Source organism: Amedibacillus sp. YH-ame6 (genome assembly GCF_053848845.1).
The window spans coordinates 18272-33248 of record NZ_JBSPEZ010000027.1; the positions used below are offsets into that span (position 1 = coordinate 18272).

At 35.5% G+C, this 14977-nt stretch carries 16 protein-coding genes; 6 read left to right on the plus strand and 10 right to left on the minus strand.

The genetic code is table 11. The annotated features are described in order from the left end of the window. Positions 1–15: 15 nt before the first annotated feature. From ACWG0P_RS13835 to sufC, 6 genes are read right to left on the minus strand one after another with little or no spacing between them, the layout of a single operon-like run. A complete protein-coding gene (locus tag ACWG0P_RS13835) occupies positions 16–546 on the minus strand; it encodes a 5-formyltetrahydrofolate cyclo-ligase (protein WP_455802225.1) in 531 nt (176 codons plus the stop codon). Next, a complete protein-coding gene (gene sufB / locus ACWG0P_RS13840; RefSeq protein ID WP_455802226.1) occupies positions 546–1946 on the minus strand; it encodes a Fe-S cluster assembly protein SufB in 1401 nt (466 codons plus the stop codon). Before sufB ends, ACWG0P_RS13835 begins: the two co-directional genes overlap by 1 nt. After that, positions 1946–2389 (minus strand): Fe-S cluster assembly sulfur transfer protein SufU, encoded by a 444-nt coding sequence (gene sufU / locus ACWG0P_RS13845; RefSeq protein ID WP_455802227.1) that lies wholly within the window; start codon positions 2387–2389, stop codon positions 1946–1948. Before sufU ends, sufB begins: the two co-directional genes overlap by 1 nt. 12 nt (positions 2390–2401) lie before the next feature. Continuing rightward, the gene (locus ACWG0P_RS13850) at positions 2402–3634 is read right to left on the minus strand and encodes an aminotransferase class V-fold PLP-dependent enzyme (protein WP_455802228.1); all 1233 of its coding nucleotides are present in this window, start codon (positions 3632–3634) and stop codon (positions 2402–2404) included. Further along, positions 3627–4415 carry a SufB/SufD family protein gene (locus tag ACWG0P_RS13855; protein ID WP_455802229.1) on the minus strand — a complete coding sequence of 263 codons (789 nt, stop codon included), beginning with the start codon at positions 4413–4415 and terminating at the stop codon, positions 3627–3629. Before ACWG0P_RS13855 ends, ACWG0P_RS13850 begins: the two co-directional genes overlap by 8 nt. 1 nt (position 4416) lies before the next feature. Continuing rightward, entirely contained in the window at positions 4417–5229 is an 813-nt protein-coding gene (sufC, locus tag ACWG0P_RS13860; RefSeq protein WP_455802230.1) for a Fe-S cluster assembly ATPase SufC, read from the minus strand. Between the two features lie 212 nt (positions 5230–5441). Between sufC and ACWG0P_RS13865 the strand changes: the two genes are divergently transcribed. The 3 genes from ACWG0P_RS13865 to ACWG0P_RS13875 are packed head-to-tail and all read left to right on the plus strand — an operon-like array spanning position 5442 to position 7802. After that, a complete protein-coding gene (locus ACWG0P_RS13865; protein ID WP_455802231.1) occupies positions 5442–6446 on the plus strand; it encodes a peptidylprolyl isomerase in 1005 nt (334 codons plus the stop codon). Positions 6447–6457: 11 nt separating this feature from the next. Beyond that, a complete protein-coding gene (locus ACWG0P_RS13870; protein WP_455802232.1) occupies positions 6458–7333 on the plus strand; it encodes a hypothetical protein in 876 nt (291 codons plus the stop codon). Positions 7334–7388: 55 nt separating this feature from the next. Continuing rightward, positions 7389–7802: an HIT family protein gene (locus ACWG0P_RS13875; protein ID WP_455802239.1), complete on the plus strand. Its 414-nt coding sequence runs from the start codon at positions 7389–7391 to the stop codon at positions 7800–7802. A gap of 27 nt (positions 7803–7829) precedes the next feature. Here ACWG0P_RS13875 and ACWG0P_RS13880 read toward each other — a convergent pair whose 3' ends face one another. From ACWG0P_RS13880 to ACWG0P_RS13895, 4 genes are all read right to left on the minus strand, one after another. After that, entirely contained in the window at positions 7830–8699 is an 870-nt protein-coding gene (locus ACWG0P_RS13880) for a hypothetical protein (RefSeq protein ID WP_455802233.1), read from the minus strand. A 126-nt stretch (positions 8700–8825) separates the two neighbouring features. Then, complete coding sequence (gene coaD, locus ACWG0P_RS13885; protein WP_455802234.1) at positions 8826–9299, minus strand: pantetheine-phosphate adenylyltransferase; 474 nt, start codon at positions 9297–9299, stop codon at positions 8826–8828. A 4-nt stretch (positions 9300–9303) separates the two neighbouring features. Beyond that, on the minus strand, positions 9304–9864 hold the full coding sequence (rsmD, locus tag ACWG0P_RS13890; protein WP_455802235.1) for a 16S rRNA (guanine(966)-N(2))-methyltransferase RsmD: 561 nt from the start codon (positions 9862–9864) through the stop codon (positions 9304–9306). A gap of 57 nt (positions 9865–9921) precedes the next feature. Further along, the gene (locus ACWG0P_RS13895) at positions 9922–11190 is read right to left on the minus strand and encodes an FtsW/RodA/SpoVE family cell cycle protein (protein WP_455802236.1); all 1269 of its coding nucleotides are present in this window, start codon (positions 11188–11190) and stop codon (positions 9922–9924) included. A gap of 139 nt (positions 11191–11329) precedes the next feature. Between ACWG0P_RS13895 and def the strand changes: the two genes are divergently transcribed. From def to ACWG0P_RS13910, 3 genes are all read left to right on the plus strand, one after another. After that, the gene (gene def / locus ACWG0P_RS13900) at positions 11330–11887 is read left to right on the plus strand and encodes a peptide deformylase (protein ID WP_455791026.1); all 558 of its coding nucleotides are present in this window, start codon (positions 11330–11332) and stop codon (positions 11885–11887) included. A 148-nt stretch (positions 11888–12035) separates the two neighbouring features. Continuing rightward, positions 12036–13874: a ribonuclease J1 gene (gene rnjA / locus ACWG0P_RS13905; RefSeq protein ID WP_455802237.1), complete on the plus strand. Its 1839-nt coding sequence runs from the start codon at positions 12036–12038 to the stop codon at positions 13872–13874. Positions 13875–13962: 88 nt separating this feature from the next. Then, positions 13963–14838 carry a metallophosphoesterase gene (locus tag ACWG0P_RS13910; RefSeq protein ID WP_455802238.1) on the plus strand — a complete coding sequence of 292 codons (876 nt, stop codon included), beginning with the start codon at positions 13963–13965 and terminating at the stop codon, positions 14836–14838. The last annotated feature ends 139 nt before the right edge of the window (positions 14839–14977 follow it).

Here is a 14977-nt window from a genome sequence, read left to right on the forward strand (position 1 = left end):
TAAAAACATGGACTCCTAAAAGTTCATGTTTTTATATATTTTGTGTTCACTCACAATCATATCCAGAGGGATATCATGTGCTTCTTCGAAGACATTTTCCACCTTTTGACATTCATGTGCAACACCTATTTTTAACCCTTGAAAATGTTCGAGATAACGATCATAATACCCAGCACCATGTCCCAAACGATTGCATTGTTCATCGAAGGCCACAAGTGGAATTAGTAAAACATCCAATGCTTCCACTTCTCTAGCATCTTTTGGTTCACGAATACCATAACTTCCGACACTAAAGTTTGTATGTTCATCAACTTGATAAAAACGAATCGTATGATCTGGAAATGTTTTTGGTAGTGCAAAGGAAACGTTTTTATTCTGCAATAAAGATGCAAGATTAACTTCGCTTCCATATGCGTAATACAATCCAACATTTCCCTTTAAGTATGGCAAGAGGCATTGACAAATACGCTCGCTATTGGTTTGAATTTGTTCTTTTGAAAGTGCATTTCGCACGCTCAACATTTCTTTTCTAACGTCTGTTTTCATTATCCAATGGACTCACTCATATCGAGTTTTAAAAGTTGATTTAATTCCACTGCATATTCCATAGGCAACTCTCTTGTAAATGGTTCTAAGAATCCCATAACAATCATCTCTGTAGCTTGTGAGCGAGATAAGCCTCGGGACATCAAATAGAACAATTGTTCCTCACTGATATTGGAAACGGTTGCCTCGTGTTCAATTTGTGATGTCATGTTTTTTGATATATTGGTTGGAATCGTATCACTACGTGATTGTTTATCTAGAATTAAGGTATCACATTCTACCTTGCTTTTGGCGTATGCCGCATTTGGCCCATGATAGATTAGTCCACGATAGTTCACTTCTCCACCAATCCTTGATACAGATTTCGATATAATATTGCTGTAGGTATGAGGTGCCAGATGAATCATTTTAGCACCTGCATCCTGTACTTGTTTTCTTGCGGCTACCGCAATCGAAATACAAGTTCCTCGTGCATAAGGTTCTGCTAATATACAAGCAGGATATTTCATATTGGTTTGAGAACCAATATTTCCATCAATCCACTCCATACTTCCATTTTCAAATACTTTTGCACGTTTGGTTACCAGATTGATAATGTTATCACTCCAGTTTTGTACGGTAGAATAACGACATCGTGCATTCTTATGCACAAAGATTTCTACCACTGCCGCATGCAAAGAATCCTTTGAATATACAGGAGCTGTACACCCTTCTACATAATGTATATCCGCACCTTCATCCACAATGATTAACGTACGTTCAAATTGTCCCATACGTTCTGTATTAATACGGAAATAGGATTGTAGAGGTTTATCTAACTTTACACCTTTAGGAACATAAATAAAGCTACCGCCACTCCAAACACAACTATTTAAAGCTGAAAATTTATTATCACTATATGGAACAAGGGTTCCAAAGTATTTCTTAAATAAATCTGGGTGTTCTTTCAAAGCGGTATCCGTATCTAAGAAGATAACACCTTTTTCTTCTACCTCTTCCAACATATTATGATAAACAGCTTCGCTATCATATTGGGTAGTAACTCCTGCTAAAAAATCCTTTTCTGCATCCGGTATTCCTAGTTTATCAAATGTATCCTTAATGGTTTCTGGTACATCATCCCAACTCTTTTCTGTTCGATCACTTGGTTTGATATAGTATGTATAATCATCAAAGTTTAAATCTGATAAATCTGGTCCCCAGGTTTGCATTGGCATTTTTTCAAATGTTTCAAATGCTTTTAGACGATAGTCCAACATCCACTGTGGTTCCTCTTTAATATGGGATATTTCCATTACCGTTTCTCTTGTTAAACCTTTATCTGTTTTATAAAGACTTGTATCTTTATCATGAAAACCATATTTATATTCATCTTCCAAAGGAAGCTGTTTTTCATTCATTAAGACTCCTCACTTTCTTCAATGAGTTCTTTCATTGCTTTCCATCCAATGGTAGCACATTTGATACGATTTGCTTGTTTTCCAACATTTTGAAAAGCAATTGCTTCTTGTAACAGGTCTTCATCATATTCTTTTTGATCAATCATAGAAAAATACTCTTCGATGATAACTTTTGCTTCCTCTGTACGTTTTCCTTGTAAGAGTTCGCTCATAATAGAAGTGGAAGCTGTGGAGATCGTACACGCTACACCATCGAAGCGGATATCCTCCACAACTCCATCACGAATCTTACTTTGTACATAAATATCATCGATACAAGAATCAGAAGCCATATGTTTTTCACCATACCCTTGATCTTTTGTTAATGTATGATTTCTTGGGTATTCATAATGATCCATGATAATTTGGCGTAAGACCATAGGATCTTTTAATGCATCGTTCATTCTAGCGACCTCCTAAAAAAATATATCTAAGCATGTTTCCATTGATGCTTTTTCACATACCGCTAAAAAGGCATCGATATCATCTTTGGATGTGTATAAATACAAACTAGCTCGTATGGTAGCATCCGCATGTAATTGATTTCCTAACAACTTAGAACAATGTTGTCCACTACGAACACAAATTCCATTTGCATTAAAGAAACTAGCCGCATCTTGAGCAAATACACCTTTTACATTAAAGGTAATAATTCCAGTATCATTGTTTGGATTATAGACTTCAATATGATCCATCTTTACTAGTTTATCGATTGCATACTTATGAAGTTCTTGTTCATATGCATGAATGTTTTCTAATCCGATTTCACTAAGATAACGAATTGCCGCATGTAACCCGAAGATTCCTTCTATCGGTTGTGTACCACTTTCAAAACGATATGGTACATCCTTTAAAAGGATATTTCCTTCCATATCATATCGAGCATTGCTATCCCCACCTAAGAATAGTGGATCCATCATCTCTAATAGATCTTTCTTTCCATAAAGGACACCAATTCCAGTTGGTCCACACATTTTATGGGCAGAGAACGCTAGGAAATCACAATCCAATGCTTTTACATCGATGGAAATATGTGGAACACTTTGTGCTCCATCTACAACTACAACAGCACCATACTGATGAGCAATCTCACATATTTGTGCCACTGGTAATATATACCCTAGTACATTGGTAATTTGTGCAATCGAAATCACTTTTACTGCTGGATTCATCATCTGTTCAAACGCTTCAAAGTCAAAACGTCCTTCTTCATCTAATGGGATATATTCTAGGAATGCTCCTGTTTCTTGCGCTACACGCATCCAAGGCAGAATACAAGAAGCGTGCTCTGCTTCGGTTGTTAGAATAATATCTCCTTCTTGTAGATATTTTCTTCCATACCCATACGCAACTAAGTTCAATCCTTCACTTGCGCCACTCGTATAAATAATCTCTTCTGGTAACGCATGAAGAAATGAAGCTATATCGGCTCTTGTCTCTTCGTACTCTTTATCTACATAATAACTTAAATCATAATCTCCTCGATGTGCATTTGCGGAATAGTTTTCATAATAATTAACCACCGCATCAATCACAGCTTTAGGTTTTAGAGTGGTTGCACTACTGTCTAAATATACCAATGGATGTCCTTGCATCGTCTTTCCTTGCAACATTGGAAAGTCTTTGCGTATTTTTTCATTATTAAGCATGTAGACCCACCTTCATTTCAATTTCATTTTTTAATTCATTTTTCCATTCTTCATGGTCAAACATTTGCGCTATTGGCATAATATACCCAACGCTTAATAACCCCAATGCTTGTTCTCTTGTAAGACCTCTTGTTTGAAGATAATACAATTGATTCGCATCTGGTTGTCCTAGGGTTGTCGCATGAGATGCCTTTACATCGTTTTCATCAATTAACAACAAAGGAACTACTTCACTATTGTGTTGTTCACTCATGGTCAATACACGTGTTGTCTGATGAGATACACTATCATGCGCTCCCTTGTTTATTTTGCCGATTGCTTCCATATGGTAATTCCCATGTTCCTTAACTACCGCATAATGTTCCATGGTTCCTATAGTATATGGAGTCGCATGTTCGATTGCTACTTTAAAATGCTTTTTACCTTCTACAATACAAGCACTCTTGATATCACAATTTGCGCCTTCTTCACATAAATGCACCATCCCATCGATTGTGGACACACTAGGGTCTAAATCACAGTACGCAAATTCAAGAAATGCATCCTTATGCACAAAAGCTTCGATATCCAGTTGGATATCTGATGTGCTGTTATTCTTTAGTAAAACTTTCAACTTACTTCCTGGTTGTAACAGGATGTTCACACGTTGTTTGGCATCTAAGCCATCATATGTCACAAATAGCATTGCGTTTACACGTTCGTCTATTTGTAGTTCTAAGAGGTCTTCCTTGCGTGCAACCTGCACCTTTTCCAACACATCCTCTGTTATATGCAATTTCATATTAATTATGTTTTACTGCACAAGTACCTAGCAGTTCTACTTCTTTCTGTTCTTCTTTAACAACGTGTACATTATATTCTTGCTCTAACCAGTCGTATCCTTCCTGATCAATTTTTTCAACCAGTTCACTTCCACCGCTTACAACGATTTTTCCATCTACTAGCACATGTGCATGTGTCGGTTGTAATAAATCATAAAAACGAGCATAATGCGATACGATTAACAAACCTAATCCTTCACTTGTACGCATGTCTTGAATTGCTTGCGCAACAATCTTCAGTGCATCTACATCCAAACCAGAATCAATTTCATCCAACATCGCAATGTTTGGTTTTAACATTTTCATCTGTACGATTTCATTACGTTTCTTTTCTCCACCACTAAATCCTTCGTTCAAGAAACGATGTGCAAGATCCTCTTTCATATGCAAATCTGCCACTGTTTTTTCCATTTCTTTAATAAAGGTAAACAAAGGAACTGGACGTTCTCTTCTAGCATTGATGGCAGCACGTAAAAAATCAGAGTTCGTGACTCCACTTACTTCACTTGGATATTGCATTCCAAGAAACAAACCTGCTTTGCTACGTTCATCTACTTCCATTGCCAAAACATCTAATCCATCAAGGGTGATACTACCCTCACTTACATGGAATTTTGGGTTCCCCATGATGGCCGCTAATAGGGTGGATTTCCCATTCCCATTAGGTCCCATCAAAGCATGGGTTTCTCCACTATTTATCACTAAGGACAAGCCTTTTAAAATTTCTTTTCCATCTACATCTACGTGTAAATTCTCAATACTTAAACAACTCACATTGATCATCCTTTCCTCGCGTGTATTATCATACCAAATTTTCGCCTTTTCTACAATTCAAACGATTCTACATTTCCTAGCATATACATATTTTTTCAGTTCCGTGAAAATTAGGTGAATATTTGTGTTAAATTACGTGAAAGTTTGGAAAAAATTGCAATCAATGAACAAATACACTATAATATTACGGAATAAACTATTAGGAGGACTTTATGATAGAAATACTAAAAAGACAATGGTTTGTCGTATTGGTTGCTGTGATTTTTATCGGTTTTGCCATTTTCTGTGTATATGACACCAACAAGGATCGTGTCAGCGGAAAATCTCACGATGGAAAAGATGTCGTCGCAACATTAAGTGATGATAAATATATTACGGCTGATTCCTTGTATGACACACTGTATAAAAGCTATGGAGGTTCTACAGTTTCCACTAAATTTCAAGTCGCTGTAATTTCACAATCTGTAAAAGAAACTAGCGAATTGAAGACGCAAGCTACAAACTACAAAGCAAATTTTATAACACAAGCAGAGACAGGAATGTCTCAATATGGATACACGGATATTAAGAGTTATATTAATGCAAAACTTGCAAACTTAGGCTACAGTTATGATACCCTAGACGAATATGCAATGTTGTGTGTAAAAATCAACAAGATGTCCGATGACTATATCACAAAAAATTTGGATGCATTATTTAGCCCTATTTACAAAGAAAAATCTCCACGTAAAGTATCTCATATCTTAATTAAGATGGAAGATCCTGAAAACCCAACAGATGCTGAAAAGAAAAAAGTTAAACAAGTTGAAGATGCTCTTGCAAAAGGAGATAGCTTTGCAAAAGTTGCTAAAAAATATAGCGATGATAGCGCATCTGCAGAAAACAATGGTTCTTTAGGTTATATGGATAGTGATACAACCTATGTAGATAGCTTTAAAAATAAGGCGTTAAGCATGAAAACTGGAGAAGTTAGTGAATGGGTTCATGAAAGTAACGACTCTTACAAAGGCTGGCATATGATCAAAGTCGAAGAAACAGATAAAGAAAAACTTTTAAAAGATAAAGATATCAAAACTGGTTTATATGAAGCAATTCAAAATAACAACAGTGATATTTATAGCAAATTTGTTTGGGAAGCAGCAAAAAAATTAGATATTAAATATGCAAGTGATGATGTAAAGAAGAAAATTATGACATCTCTTGATATTGAAGAGTAGGAGGCAAACATATGAAAAAACTCGTATCCTTAATGGCGGTTGCCATGGTGTTTACCTTAGTTGGATGTAAAGATGCTTATGTTGGTGTATCCAAATCTGATGATACATTAGTTACTGTAGGTGATCAAAAAATTACCAAAGGCGAAGTATTCGATATTATCAAAACAACGTATGGTGCTTCTTATACTTTAAATGAAGCATTGAATATCGTAGTAGACAAAGAAAAGATTGCTTTAACAGATGAAATGAAAAAAACTGCTGATGAGCAACTAGCTACCCTAAAGTCAAGTGGTGGTGATGACTTCGCACAACGTTTGAAAGATAACGGTTATGAAAGCGAAGACGATTACAAAGAAAAAGAAATTTATCCAAACCTTCGTCAACAAGGATTGGTAAAAAAATATGTAGAGAGCAAACAAAAAGCATTATTCAAAACATATTCTCCTCGTAAGGCAGCGATTATAGAAGCAGAATCAAAAGAAAAAGCACAGAGTGCATTGGACGCTGTTAAAGGTGGAAAAAGCATGAGCGAAGCTGCTAGCGAATTTGGAGTTACAACTACGTATAAAGGAGAAGAAGCAATTTATACTTCTAAGAGTTCTCTTCCTACCGTTGTGTTTGATAAAATTAAAGCAGCTGAAAAGGCAGAATTAGTAAGTGCCATTGTAGAAGATACTACCAATCAAAAATACTACGTAGTAAACATTACAAACATTGCCCCTACTTCCTTTAAAGAAGAAGCTATTGATGCAATTGTTACTACTGGTTCTACAGATTTATCTACATCTGCATCTATCTTTTATTTGAAGAAATATGATTTCCAAGTATATGATAAAGATGTTTACGATGGATTAAAGTCAGTCAACGAAGAATATGTAGCAGATTAAGTCGGAATACCGACTTTTTCTTTTCTATAGATTTATTATTTGTTATAATAAATCTATAGAAAGAAGGGTGTATATGTGTATATTTTGTAAGATTGTAAAAAAGGAAATACCTAGTTATTGTATTTATGAAGACGATCAAGTTATGGCTTTTCTCGATATTTCTCAAGTAACAAAAGGACATACCCTCATCATCCCAAAGAAGCATTTTGAGAATCTATTAGATTGTGATGATGAAATTCTTATGCATATGACTAAAGTCGCTAAGATGCTTGGAAAACGTATCATGGAGCGCACCCATGCCAATGGCATGAATTTCTTAAGTAATATGAATGAAGTTGCAGGACAAAGTGTTCCACATTTCCATATTCATTTAATCCCACGGTACAATGAACAGGATGCTTGTATCATACGATTTAACGAAAGTGAAGATCAAGACAAGCACGCATTACAAGCACTCTTACAGAAGTAACAAAAAAAACATGCTCGACATGTTTTTTTATTGCTTCTTCACGATTTCTAAAAACGTAAGATTATAATGCTTCGCATATTTATCACGTATATACCTTTGAAAATCTTCCTTAAGACTCATATTATAACTTGTATTTACAATCATCTTCTCTCCATATACATTCTCATCTAATATATTAAGAGATGTATTGATCTCATTAAATGTCAACATATAATAAATTGTTTCCTGCGCATCTTCCAAAACAGCTTCCCCTTCATTTGCAGTATTTACTTCCCCTTTTGCCATAACGGTATATACATCGATAATTTTATCTTTCACACTACCTTGAAAGGAATCTAGAAACACACGATATGTCAATGTATAATTCTCTAATTTCGGTTGTGATTCCACATAGAAAGAAGTAAAATCCTCTTCTAATATAGATTTGATATTGTTCTTTAGATACGTATCGCCATAACTTGCGATATCTTCGAATAGTGATTTTGGAATTTCATCTGCACCAGCAAAACGAACAGGTAAATCTTTTACCTTCACTTTACGTACCGTATTGATAGGATGAATATTATATACACGAGCAAGCTCTTTATCATAGCTCGCGGTAATTGTTAGCTCTGCATCATTATAAATTTCACTCTGTGGTGTTACTTCATATGTAATAGAATTCATAAATTCTTGGATGCGTTGATTGTATGCTTTTAATTTATTCTCTACTTTGACACTCGCAGTTCCCGTTTCCCCACGATACGTTATGGAGGCATCTTTGGTCACGTCTACATCTATTGTACGCATAAAGAGGAAATAACTAACGGAATAAAGACTTACTACAATCAATAGCATACAAATAACCGTAATGCTTTTTCCTTTTGCTGTTTCTTTGCTTGGAAAATGAAAACTCATCCTCATCCAATTCCTCCTTTCTATTTGAAATAGTCTTGTATATTATAGCATTTTTAAATTATGAATGCCATGGATTCCATCCATGAAATTCTTACAAAAAGAAAAGAAACGCTAGCTCCACGTCCCTTACATTTTCTCCTTTAATGCCTGATATACTTCTTCACTTACAAAGGCACTCACATCTTGATTGTATTTCATCATTTCTCGAATCATAGAACTAGATACATAAGAATATTTGGGATCTGCAAATAATGTTATCGTTTCAATAGAAGGTTGCATATGATGATTCAATGAAGCAATAGAAACCTCATACTCATAATCTTTCACACTGCGTACGCCTCGTATGATAGCACACGCTTGTTCACGCTTTGCAAACTCTACGGTAAGTCCAGCATCACTTTCACAGCGAACATTTGGAATGTGATGCAGTGCATGATTTAAAAATGTCATACGTTGTTCTAGTGTAAATAACGTCTGTTTTTCCGAATTGTTTAAAATTACCACAATCACTTCATCAAACAAACGAGCTGCGCGTTCGATAATATCAACATGTCCTAATGTAATAGGATCAAAACTTCCTGGAAATACTGCTTTTTTCATACACTTACCTCTTCTTATAATATGTGATACGCGTAATACCATACGTTACATCTTTTACTTTTTCAAGACTACCTACAACATCTTCAAAAGTATCTTCTTTCAAGCTTTCACAAACGATATCACCATCTTCACAAAGCATATCATTTTCTTCTAAATAGGTTAAGATACTCATAATCTGTTGTTTCTTATAGGGAGGATCTAAATATACTAGATCAAACTTCTTCCCCTCTATACTTGCCTTACGAAGTGCGCTCTTATAATCCATTTTCCAAACATCACACTTTTCTTTACAGTCTAATGATCTAATATTTTGTTGTATGGTGGAGATAGCCTTACCATGATAATCCACCATAAGCGAATGGTCCATCCCTCTAGAAATTGCCTCTAGAGTCATATTCCCACTTCCCGCAAACAAATCAAGCATCTCTCCTCCATCAAAGTATGGTCCAATACGTGAAAAGATTGCCTCTTTTATTTTATCTGTAGTAGGCCTTGTGGATTGTCCATCCACTGCCTGAATTACGCGAGAACGATATTCTCCAGCAACAATTCTCATTTTTTTCAACTCCTTATGTATAAAGCAATAGGATCAGGGAATGATACTATTGCAACCGAAAGGTTGTTACCCCCCAATCTTTGTTTCTCCTCTTCCCTTTCTTAAAGAGTCCCCATTCCCCTTGGGACTCTTTTTTATCATACCATCCGCACCTTGTCGTCGAACCCTTGATATGACAGCTTGTGATATTCCAATGGCACTCATGATTGCCATCAAAGAAGAACCACCACTTGATATAAACAACAAAGGAACACCCGTTAATGGTATCAGCCCAGATACTCCTCCAACATTTAAAGCAAAGTGAATAAAGATATACATAGCCGTACCGATTAAGATTACTTTATACCCTTCACTCTTTGTACGGAAGGCATAATAAAATAACCTTTGTATAATCACTCCATACCCAATCATTACAATTGCCAATCCAAAAATACCCAACTCTTCTACCACAATGGATAAAATGTAGTCATTATCTGATTGCGTTAAATATCCATATTTTTGTATAGAATTTCCAAGCCCTACTCCAGTAATACCACCACGAGCTAATCCATACAAACCATTAATTGGCTGGTATCCATCTAGATGTGGTGATAAAAATGGATTGATGGCATTGGATATACGCGTTGCAAAATGCCCTATAAAAGGCATCTTTGCGATATAATCAATCCCTACACCACTCATAACAATCAAAGAACAAACACATGCTATAACTAACAATATTTTGATCCATCGCTGTTGTTTTCGTATATTGATATGTGATGGAATTAAAAAGCAGATTGCACAGAGCAAAAATAAAACAATTAAGGTACCAAAATCTTTTTGTAGAAGGATTGCTACTGCACAACCAGCAAAAAAGAATACAGGTACTTTTACAATTCTCCAAAAATCCCAATTTTTTCGACCAGCGACTTCTACATACACCGCCATCGCAACAATCATAAATACCTTCGCGAACTCCGAGGGCTGTATCGTAACTTCTGTACCTGGAAGTGGGATTCGAATCCATGCATGGGAACCATTTACATCCTCAAACAACTGTGTAGATAGTAACGCTCCTATAATAAATATCGCTGCTATAGGAAGGATTGCTTTTGCATTCCTCATCGAAAAGTTATTCGCAAAAAAGGTCATTAATATATAGGACATAACAACAAACATCGCTTGTTTCACAAATACAATTGCTACGATTGCAATGCCATCTTCCGCAACACGCCCTACTGTAGTAGACGCAATCATCAACGTTCCAAAGGCAATTAAAATCAAGATTGTTAACTGTAAAAGAAAATCAAAACTTTTTGGCATTTTTAATGTTAAGTGTATATTTCTTTTGCGCATCGTTTCCTTTCCCTCCTATCCGTAATTCATATCATTTATGATACCATATTCTATCATGATTTTCACTTTTATTTGGTAAAACTCTTCCATTATTTCACAAAAGCGTATAAAATAGAACAGTAAGAAAAGGAGGAATCTTATGAGTTATAATTATGATGATATAATAAAAGACAGTGAATCGATTGTACGTGAAAAGAGTCTTCCTGTAGAATTGCCTTTAGATAGTGAAAATCGTGCGCTATTAAGCGATATGTTAACCTATGTTCGAGATTCGCAGGATGATGAACTTGCCCAAGCTCAAAATTTACGACCAGCAGTTGGTATTGCGGCCATTCAATTAGGAGTTCCTAAAAAAATGCTTGCAGTGGTTGTTCAAGATGAAGATGGCAATCGTATAGAATATGCACTAGCGAATCCTAGAATCATTTCTGAATCTGTACAAAAAGCATATTTAAAAAATGGTGAAGGTTGTTTATCAGTAGAGAATGAACACGAAGGTTTAGTACCAAGAAGTGCCCGTGTGAGTGTCAAAGGATACGATATGCTACAGGATAAAGAAATTACGATTAAAGCAGATGATTATTTATCCATTGTGCTACAACATGAAATTGATCATTTCTCAGGTATCTTGTTTTATGATCGCATCAACAAGAGTGATCCATGGCTAGCAGATCCTGACGCTATTATCATTGAATAAATGCTCTATGTAGAGCATTTTCTTTTGATTTAAAAAAAGATATACGCTTACATAAAAAAAAACAAATGCAAATCAGGTTTATTTTTTATAAAATATGATATAATATTAAAAGATATGAGGTGCATATCAACATGAGAAAGGAGTTTATATGAGTATAAACCAAACAAACAAAACAAATGCACCGAGAACAAATCAGGATATGAATAAAAACAGTTATAATAGAAACAATACAGAACGTAACGATACCCTAGTGTATGCACTAGGTGGATTAGGTGAAGTAGGTAAAAATATGTACTGCTTTGAACACGGAAATGAAATTTTAATCATTGATTCCGGTGTTCGTTTTCCTGAGGATGATTTACTCGGTGTGGATTATGTTATTCCAGATTACAATCATTTGGTAAAAAATAATCGCAAACGTAAAATTTTAGTTATTACGCATGGTCATGAAGATCATATTGGAGGTATTCCTTTTCTATTGAAGAGTGTCGATATCGAAGCTATTTATGCCCCTGCTTTCGCCGTTGCGTTAATCAATAAAAAATTGGAAGAACGTAAAATGTCACGCAGTGTGAAATTGATTGAAATCAATGATCGCAGTTCTTTAAAGATGAATCATTTCACATGTGGATTCTTTAATACAACACACTCCATCCCTGATTCTTTAGGGATTCTAGTGAATACGCCGAATGGACGCGTTGTTCATACAGGAGACTTCAAGTTTGACTTAACACCAGTTGGTTCGAATGCAGACTATCAAGTGATGGCCTATATGGGACAGATTGGTGTAGACTTATTATTGAGTGATTCTACCAATTCTGGTGTCGCAGACTTTTCAATTTCTGAAAAGAAAGTTGCGGCAGAAATTTTAGATACTATGAAGAAGACCAATGGTCGATTGATTGTAGCTACATTCGCAAGTAATGTATACCGTGTTTCACAGATATTAGAAGCTGCGGTTGCTTGTGGACGTAAAGTTATTATCTTTGGACGCAGTATGGAAAATGTAGTAACGATTGGACGTAAAATGGGAAAAATTAAAGTTGGAGAACAACATTTCCTATCCCCTGATCAATTGGCACATACCCCTGCAAATAAAACTTGTATCGTATGTACGGGTAGTCAAGGTGAACCACTTGCGGCATTATCACGGATTGCGAATGGAACACATCGTTACATTAAGTTGATCCCTGGAGATACAGTTATTTTCTCATCAAGTCCGATTCCTGGAAATGGTGCGAGTGTAAACCAGGTGGTAAACAAATTGTTCCGTGCAGGTGCAAATGTATTAACAAAATCAATTCTTGGTAACTTGCATACAACAGGACATGCTTCTCAAGAAGAACAAAAACTGATGTTGCAATTGATTAAGCCTAAATACTTCATGCCAATTCATGGGGAATATAAGATGTTAAAACAGCATAAGGATACAGCAATTGAAACTGGATTACCTCCAGAAAATATCTTTACTTGTGCGAATGGAGATGTCCTTACCTTAAGAAACCATCAAGTCTTAGAGACTAGTTGGAGAATTATGGCCGATGATATCTATGTGGACGGTAATGATATTAGTGGTGTATCTACCGCTGTATTAAAGGATCGTTCAATCCTAGGTGACAATGGACTTGTTTCCGTTATCATTGCGATTGATTCAAAAGAGAACAAGGTTTTAACAAAACCTGTTATTGTATCTAGAGGATTTGTCTTTATCAAAGATTCTCAAGGATTATTAAAGGAAGCAGAAACAATTGTTCACAATGCATTGAAAGAAAAGATGCAACAACGTACAACCTTCTCCGAATTGAAGAATTGTGTACGAGGAACACTTGAACCATTCCTTTACAATAAAACCCATCGTAACCCGATTGTAATTCCTGTAATCATCAATTCAAAATCAGCGATGCAGGCAATCATACAATCACGTGCGACACATCAAAAAACAAATCGTACGCCAAACAAAAAGAATACAACTCCAAAAGAAGCATAGCGTAAGCTATCCTTCTTTTTTCTATATTTCTCATTTCTTTACCAACGTATTTATGATAAAATAGTAAAGAATATGAGGTGCTTAAATTATGGTAAAACGTCTACTTAAAATCGTATCTATACTGATATTGCTTGCATTAGTGGTTGCAGGTGTGTTCTTTTATTCCATATATATATCTGTAGATCGTGTAAATTTATCTTATCAAAATTTAACATCTACAAAAATACCAACGGAAATGAATGATATCAAAATTGCCTATATTAGTGATATTAAATACAATTCCTTTATGGATAAAGAACGATTGACTTCAATGATTTCAGAATTGAACGATACTGGAAGTGATGTTGTGATATTTGGAGGAGATATGTTCGATACTCCTGATAAAAAAGCTCCTGATTCTACTATCACCGCTGAGATTACAGAAATTTTAAAAAGTATCGATGCACCTTTAGGAAAATTCGCAGTCTTAGGAGATCAAGACTTGGTGAACGAAGAAACAAAAACTTTGGTTTCTTCCATTCTATACAATAGTGACTTTGAAATTATTACCAATACCATTGTACGCTTGCGTAACCAAAGTAATTCTAGCATCTCTTTGATTGGGCTTGATTCCCTAGTAAATGGAACTCCTGATGTTGCTAGCGCATTTTCTAAGATTAACAATGATGAATACAACTTACTTATTACACATTGCCCCGACTTGTTAAAAAACAATGATATCAATACACAATATATTGATACGGCTATTACAGGACACTCCCTTGGAGGACAGATTTATCTTCCTTTATTTGGGCCCCTACATACCGTTACAGGTGCAGAGAAGTATAATCATGGAACGTATGATATTAATAAGATGACCTTATTTGTTAGTAATGGATTAGGGACAACAGAAACAGATATGCGTTTATTCGCTCCTCCTCAAATCCTTATCTTCAAACTACATCATGGTACAAACAAAGCATAACAAAGGCAGCCGATTGGCCAATGTCATTAAGTTAAGGGATAGGAGAATTCGTAAAAGAGCTCCTATTTTTTATTCTGCTTATTTTCAAAATATATGTTGACATTTTTTTCGAAATCGGACGCTTCGCTACTCTCAGCGT

What these genes read in the sequence shown, in the direction of transcription:
- ACWG0P_RS13835 (WP_455802225.1), bottom strand. Translation starts at nt 546, where the DNA reads ATGAAAACAGACGTTAGAAAAGAAATGTTGAGCGTGCGAAATGCACTT.
- sufB (WP_455802226.1), bottom strand. Translation starts at nt 1,946, where the DNA reads ATGAATGAAAAACAGCTTCCTTTGGAAGATGAATATAAATATGGTTTT.
- sufU (WP_455802227.1), bottom strand. Translation starts at nt 2,389, where the DNA reads ATGAACGATGCATTAAAAGATCCTATGGTCTTACGCCAAATTATCATG.
- ACWG0P_RS13850 (WP_455802228.1), bottom strand. Translation starts at nt 3,634, where the DNA reads ATGCTTAATAATGAAAAAATACGCAAAGACTTTCCAATGTTGCAAGGA.
- ACWG0P_RS13855 (WP_455802229.1), bottom strand. Translation starts at nt 4,415, where the DNA reads ATGAAATTGCATATAACAGAGGATGTGTTGGAAAAGGTGCAGGTTGCA.
- ACWG0P_RS13865 (WP_455802231.1), top strand. Translation starts at nt 5,442, where the DNA reads ATGATAGAAATACTAAAAAGACAATGGTTTGTCGTATTGGTTGCTGTG.
- ACWG0P_RS13870 (WP_455802232.1), top strand. Translation starts at nt 6,458, where the DNA reads ATGAAAAAACTCGTATCCTTAATGGCGGTTGCCATGGTGTTTACCTTA.
- ACWG0P_RS13880 (WP_455802233.1), bottom strand. Translation starts at nt 8,699, where the DNA reads ATGAGTTTTCATTTTCCAAGCAAAGAAACAGCAAAAGGAAAAAGCATT.
- coaD (WP_455802234.1), bottom strand. Translation starts at nt 9,299, where the DNA reads ATGAAAAAAGCAGTATTTCCAGGAAGTTTTGATCCTATTACATTAGGA.
- ACWG0P_RS13895 (WP_455802236.1), bottom strand. Translation starts at nt 11,190, where the DNA reads ATGCGCAAAAGAAATATACACTTAACATTAAAAATGCCAAAAAGTTTT.
- def (WP_455791026.1), top strand. Translation starts at nt 11,330, where the DNA reads ATGAGTTATAATTATGATGATATAATAAAAGACAGTGAATCGATTGTA.
- rnjA (WP_455802237.1), top strand. Translation starts at nt 12,036, where the DNA reads ATGAGTATAAACCAAACAAACAAAACAAATGCACCGAGAACAAATCAG.
- ACWG0P_RS13910 (WP_455802238.1), top strand. Translation starts at nt 13,963, where the DNA reads ATGGTAAAACGTCTACTTAAAATCGTATCTATACTGATATTGCTTGCA.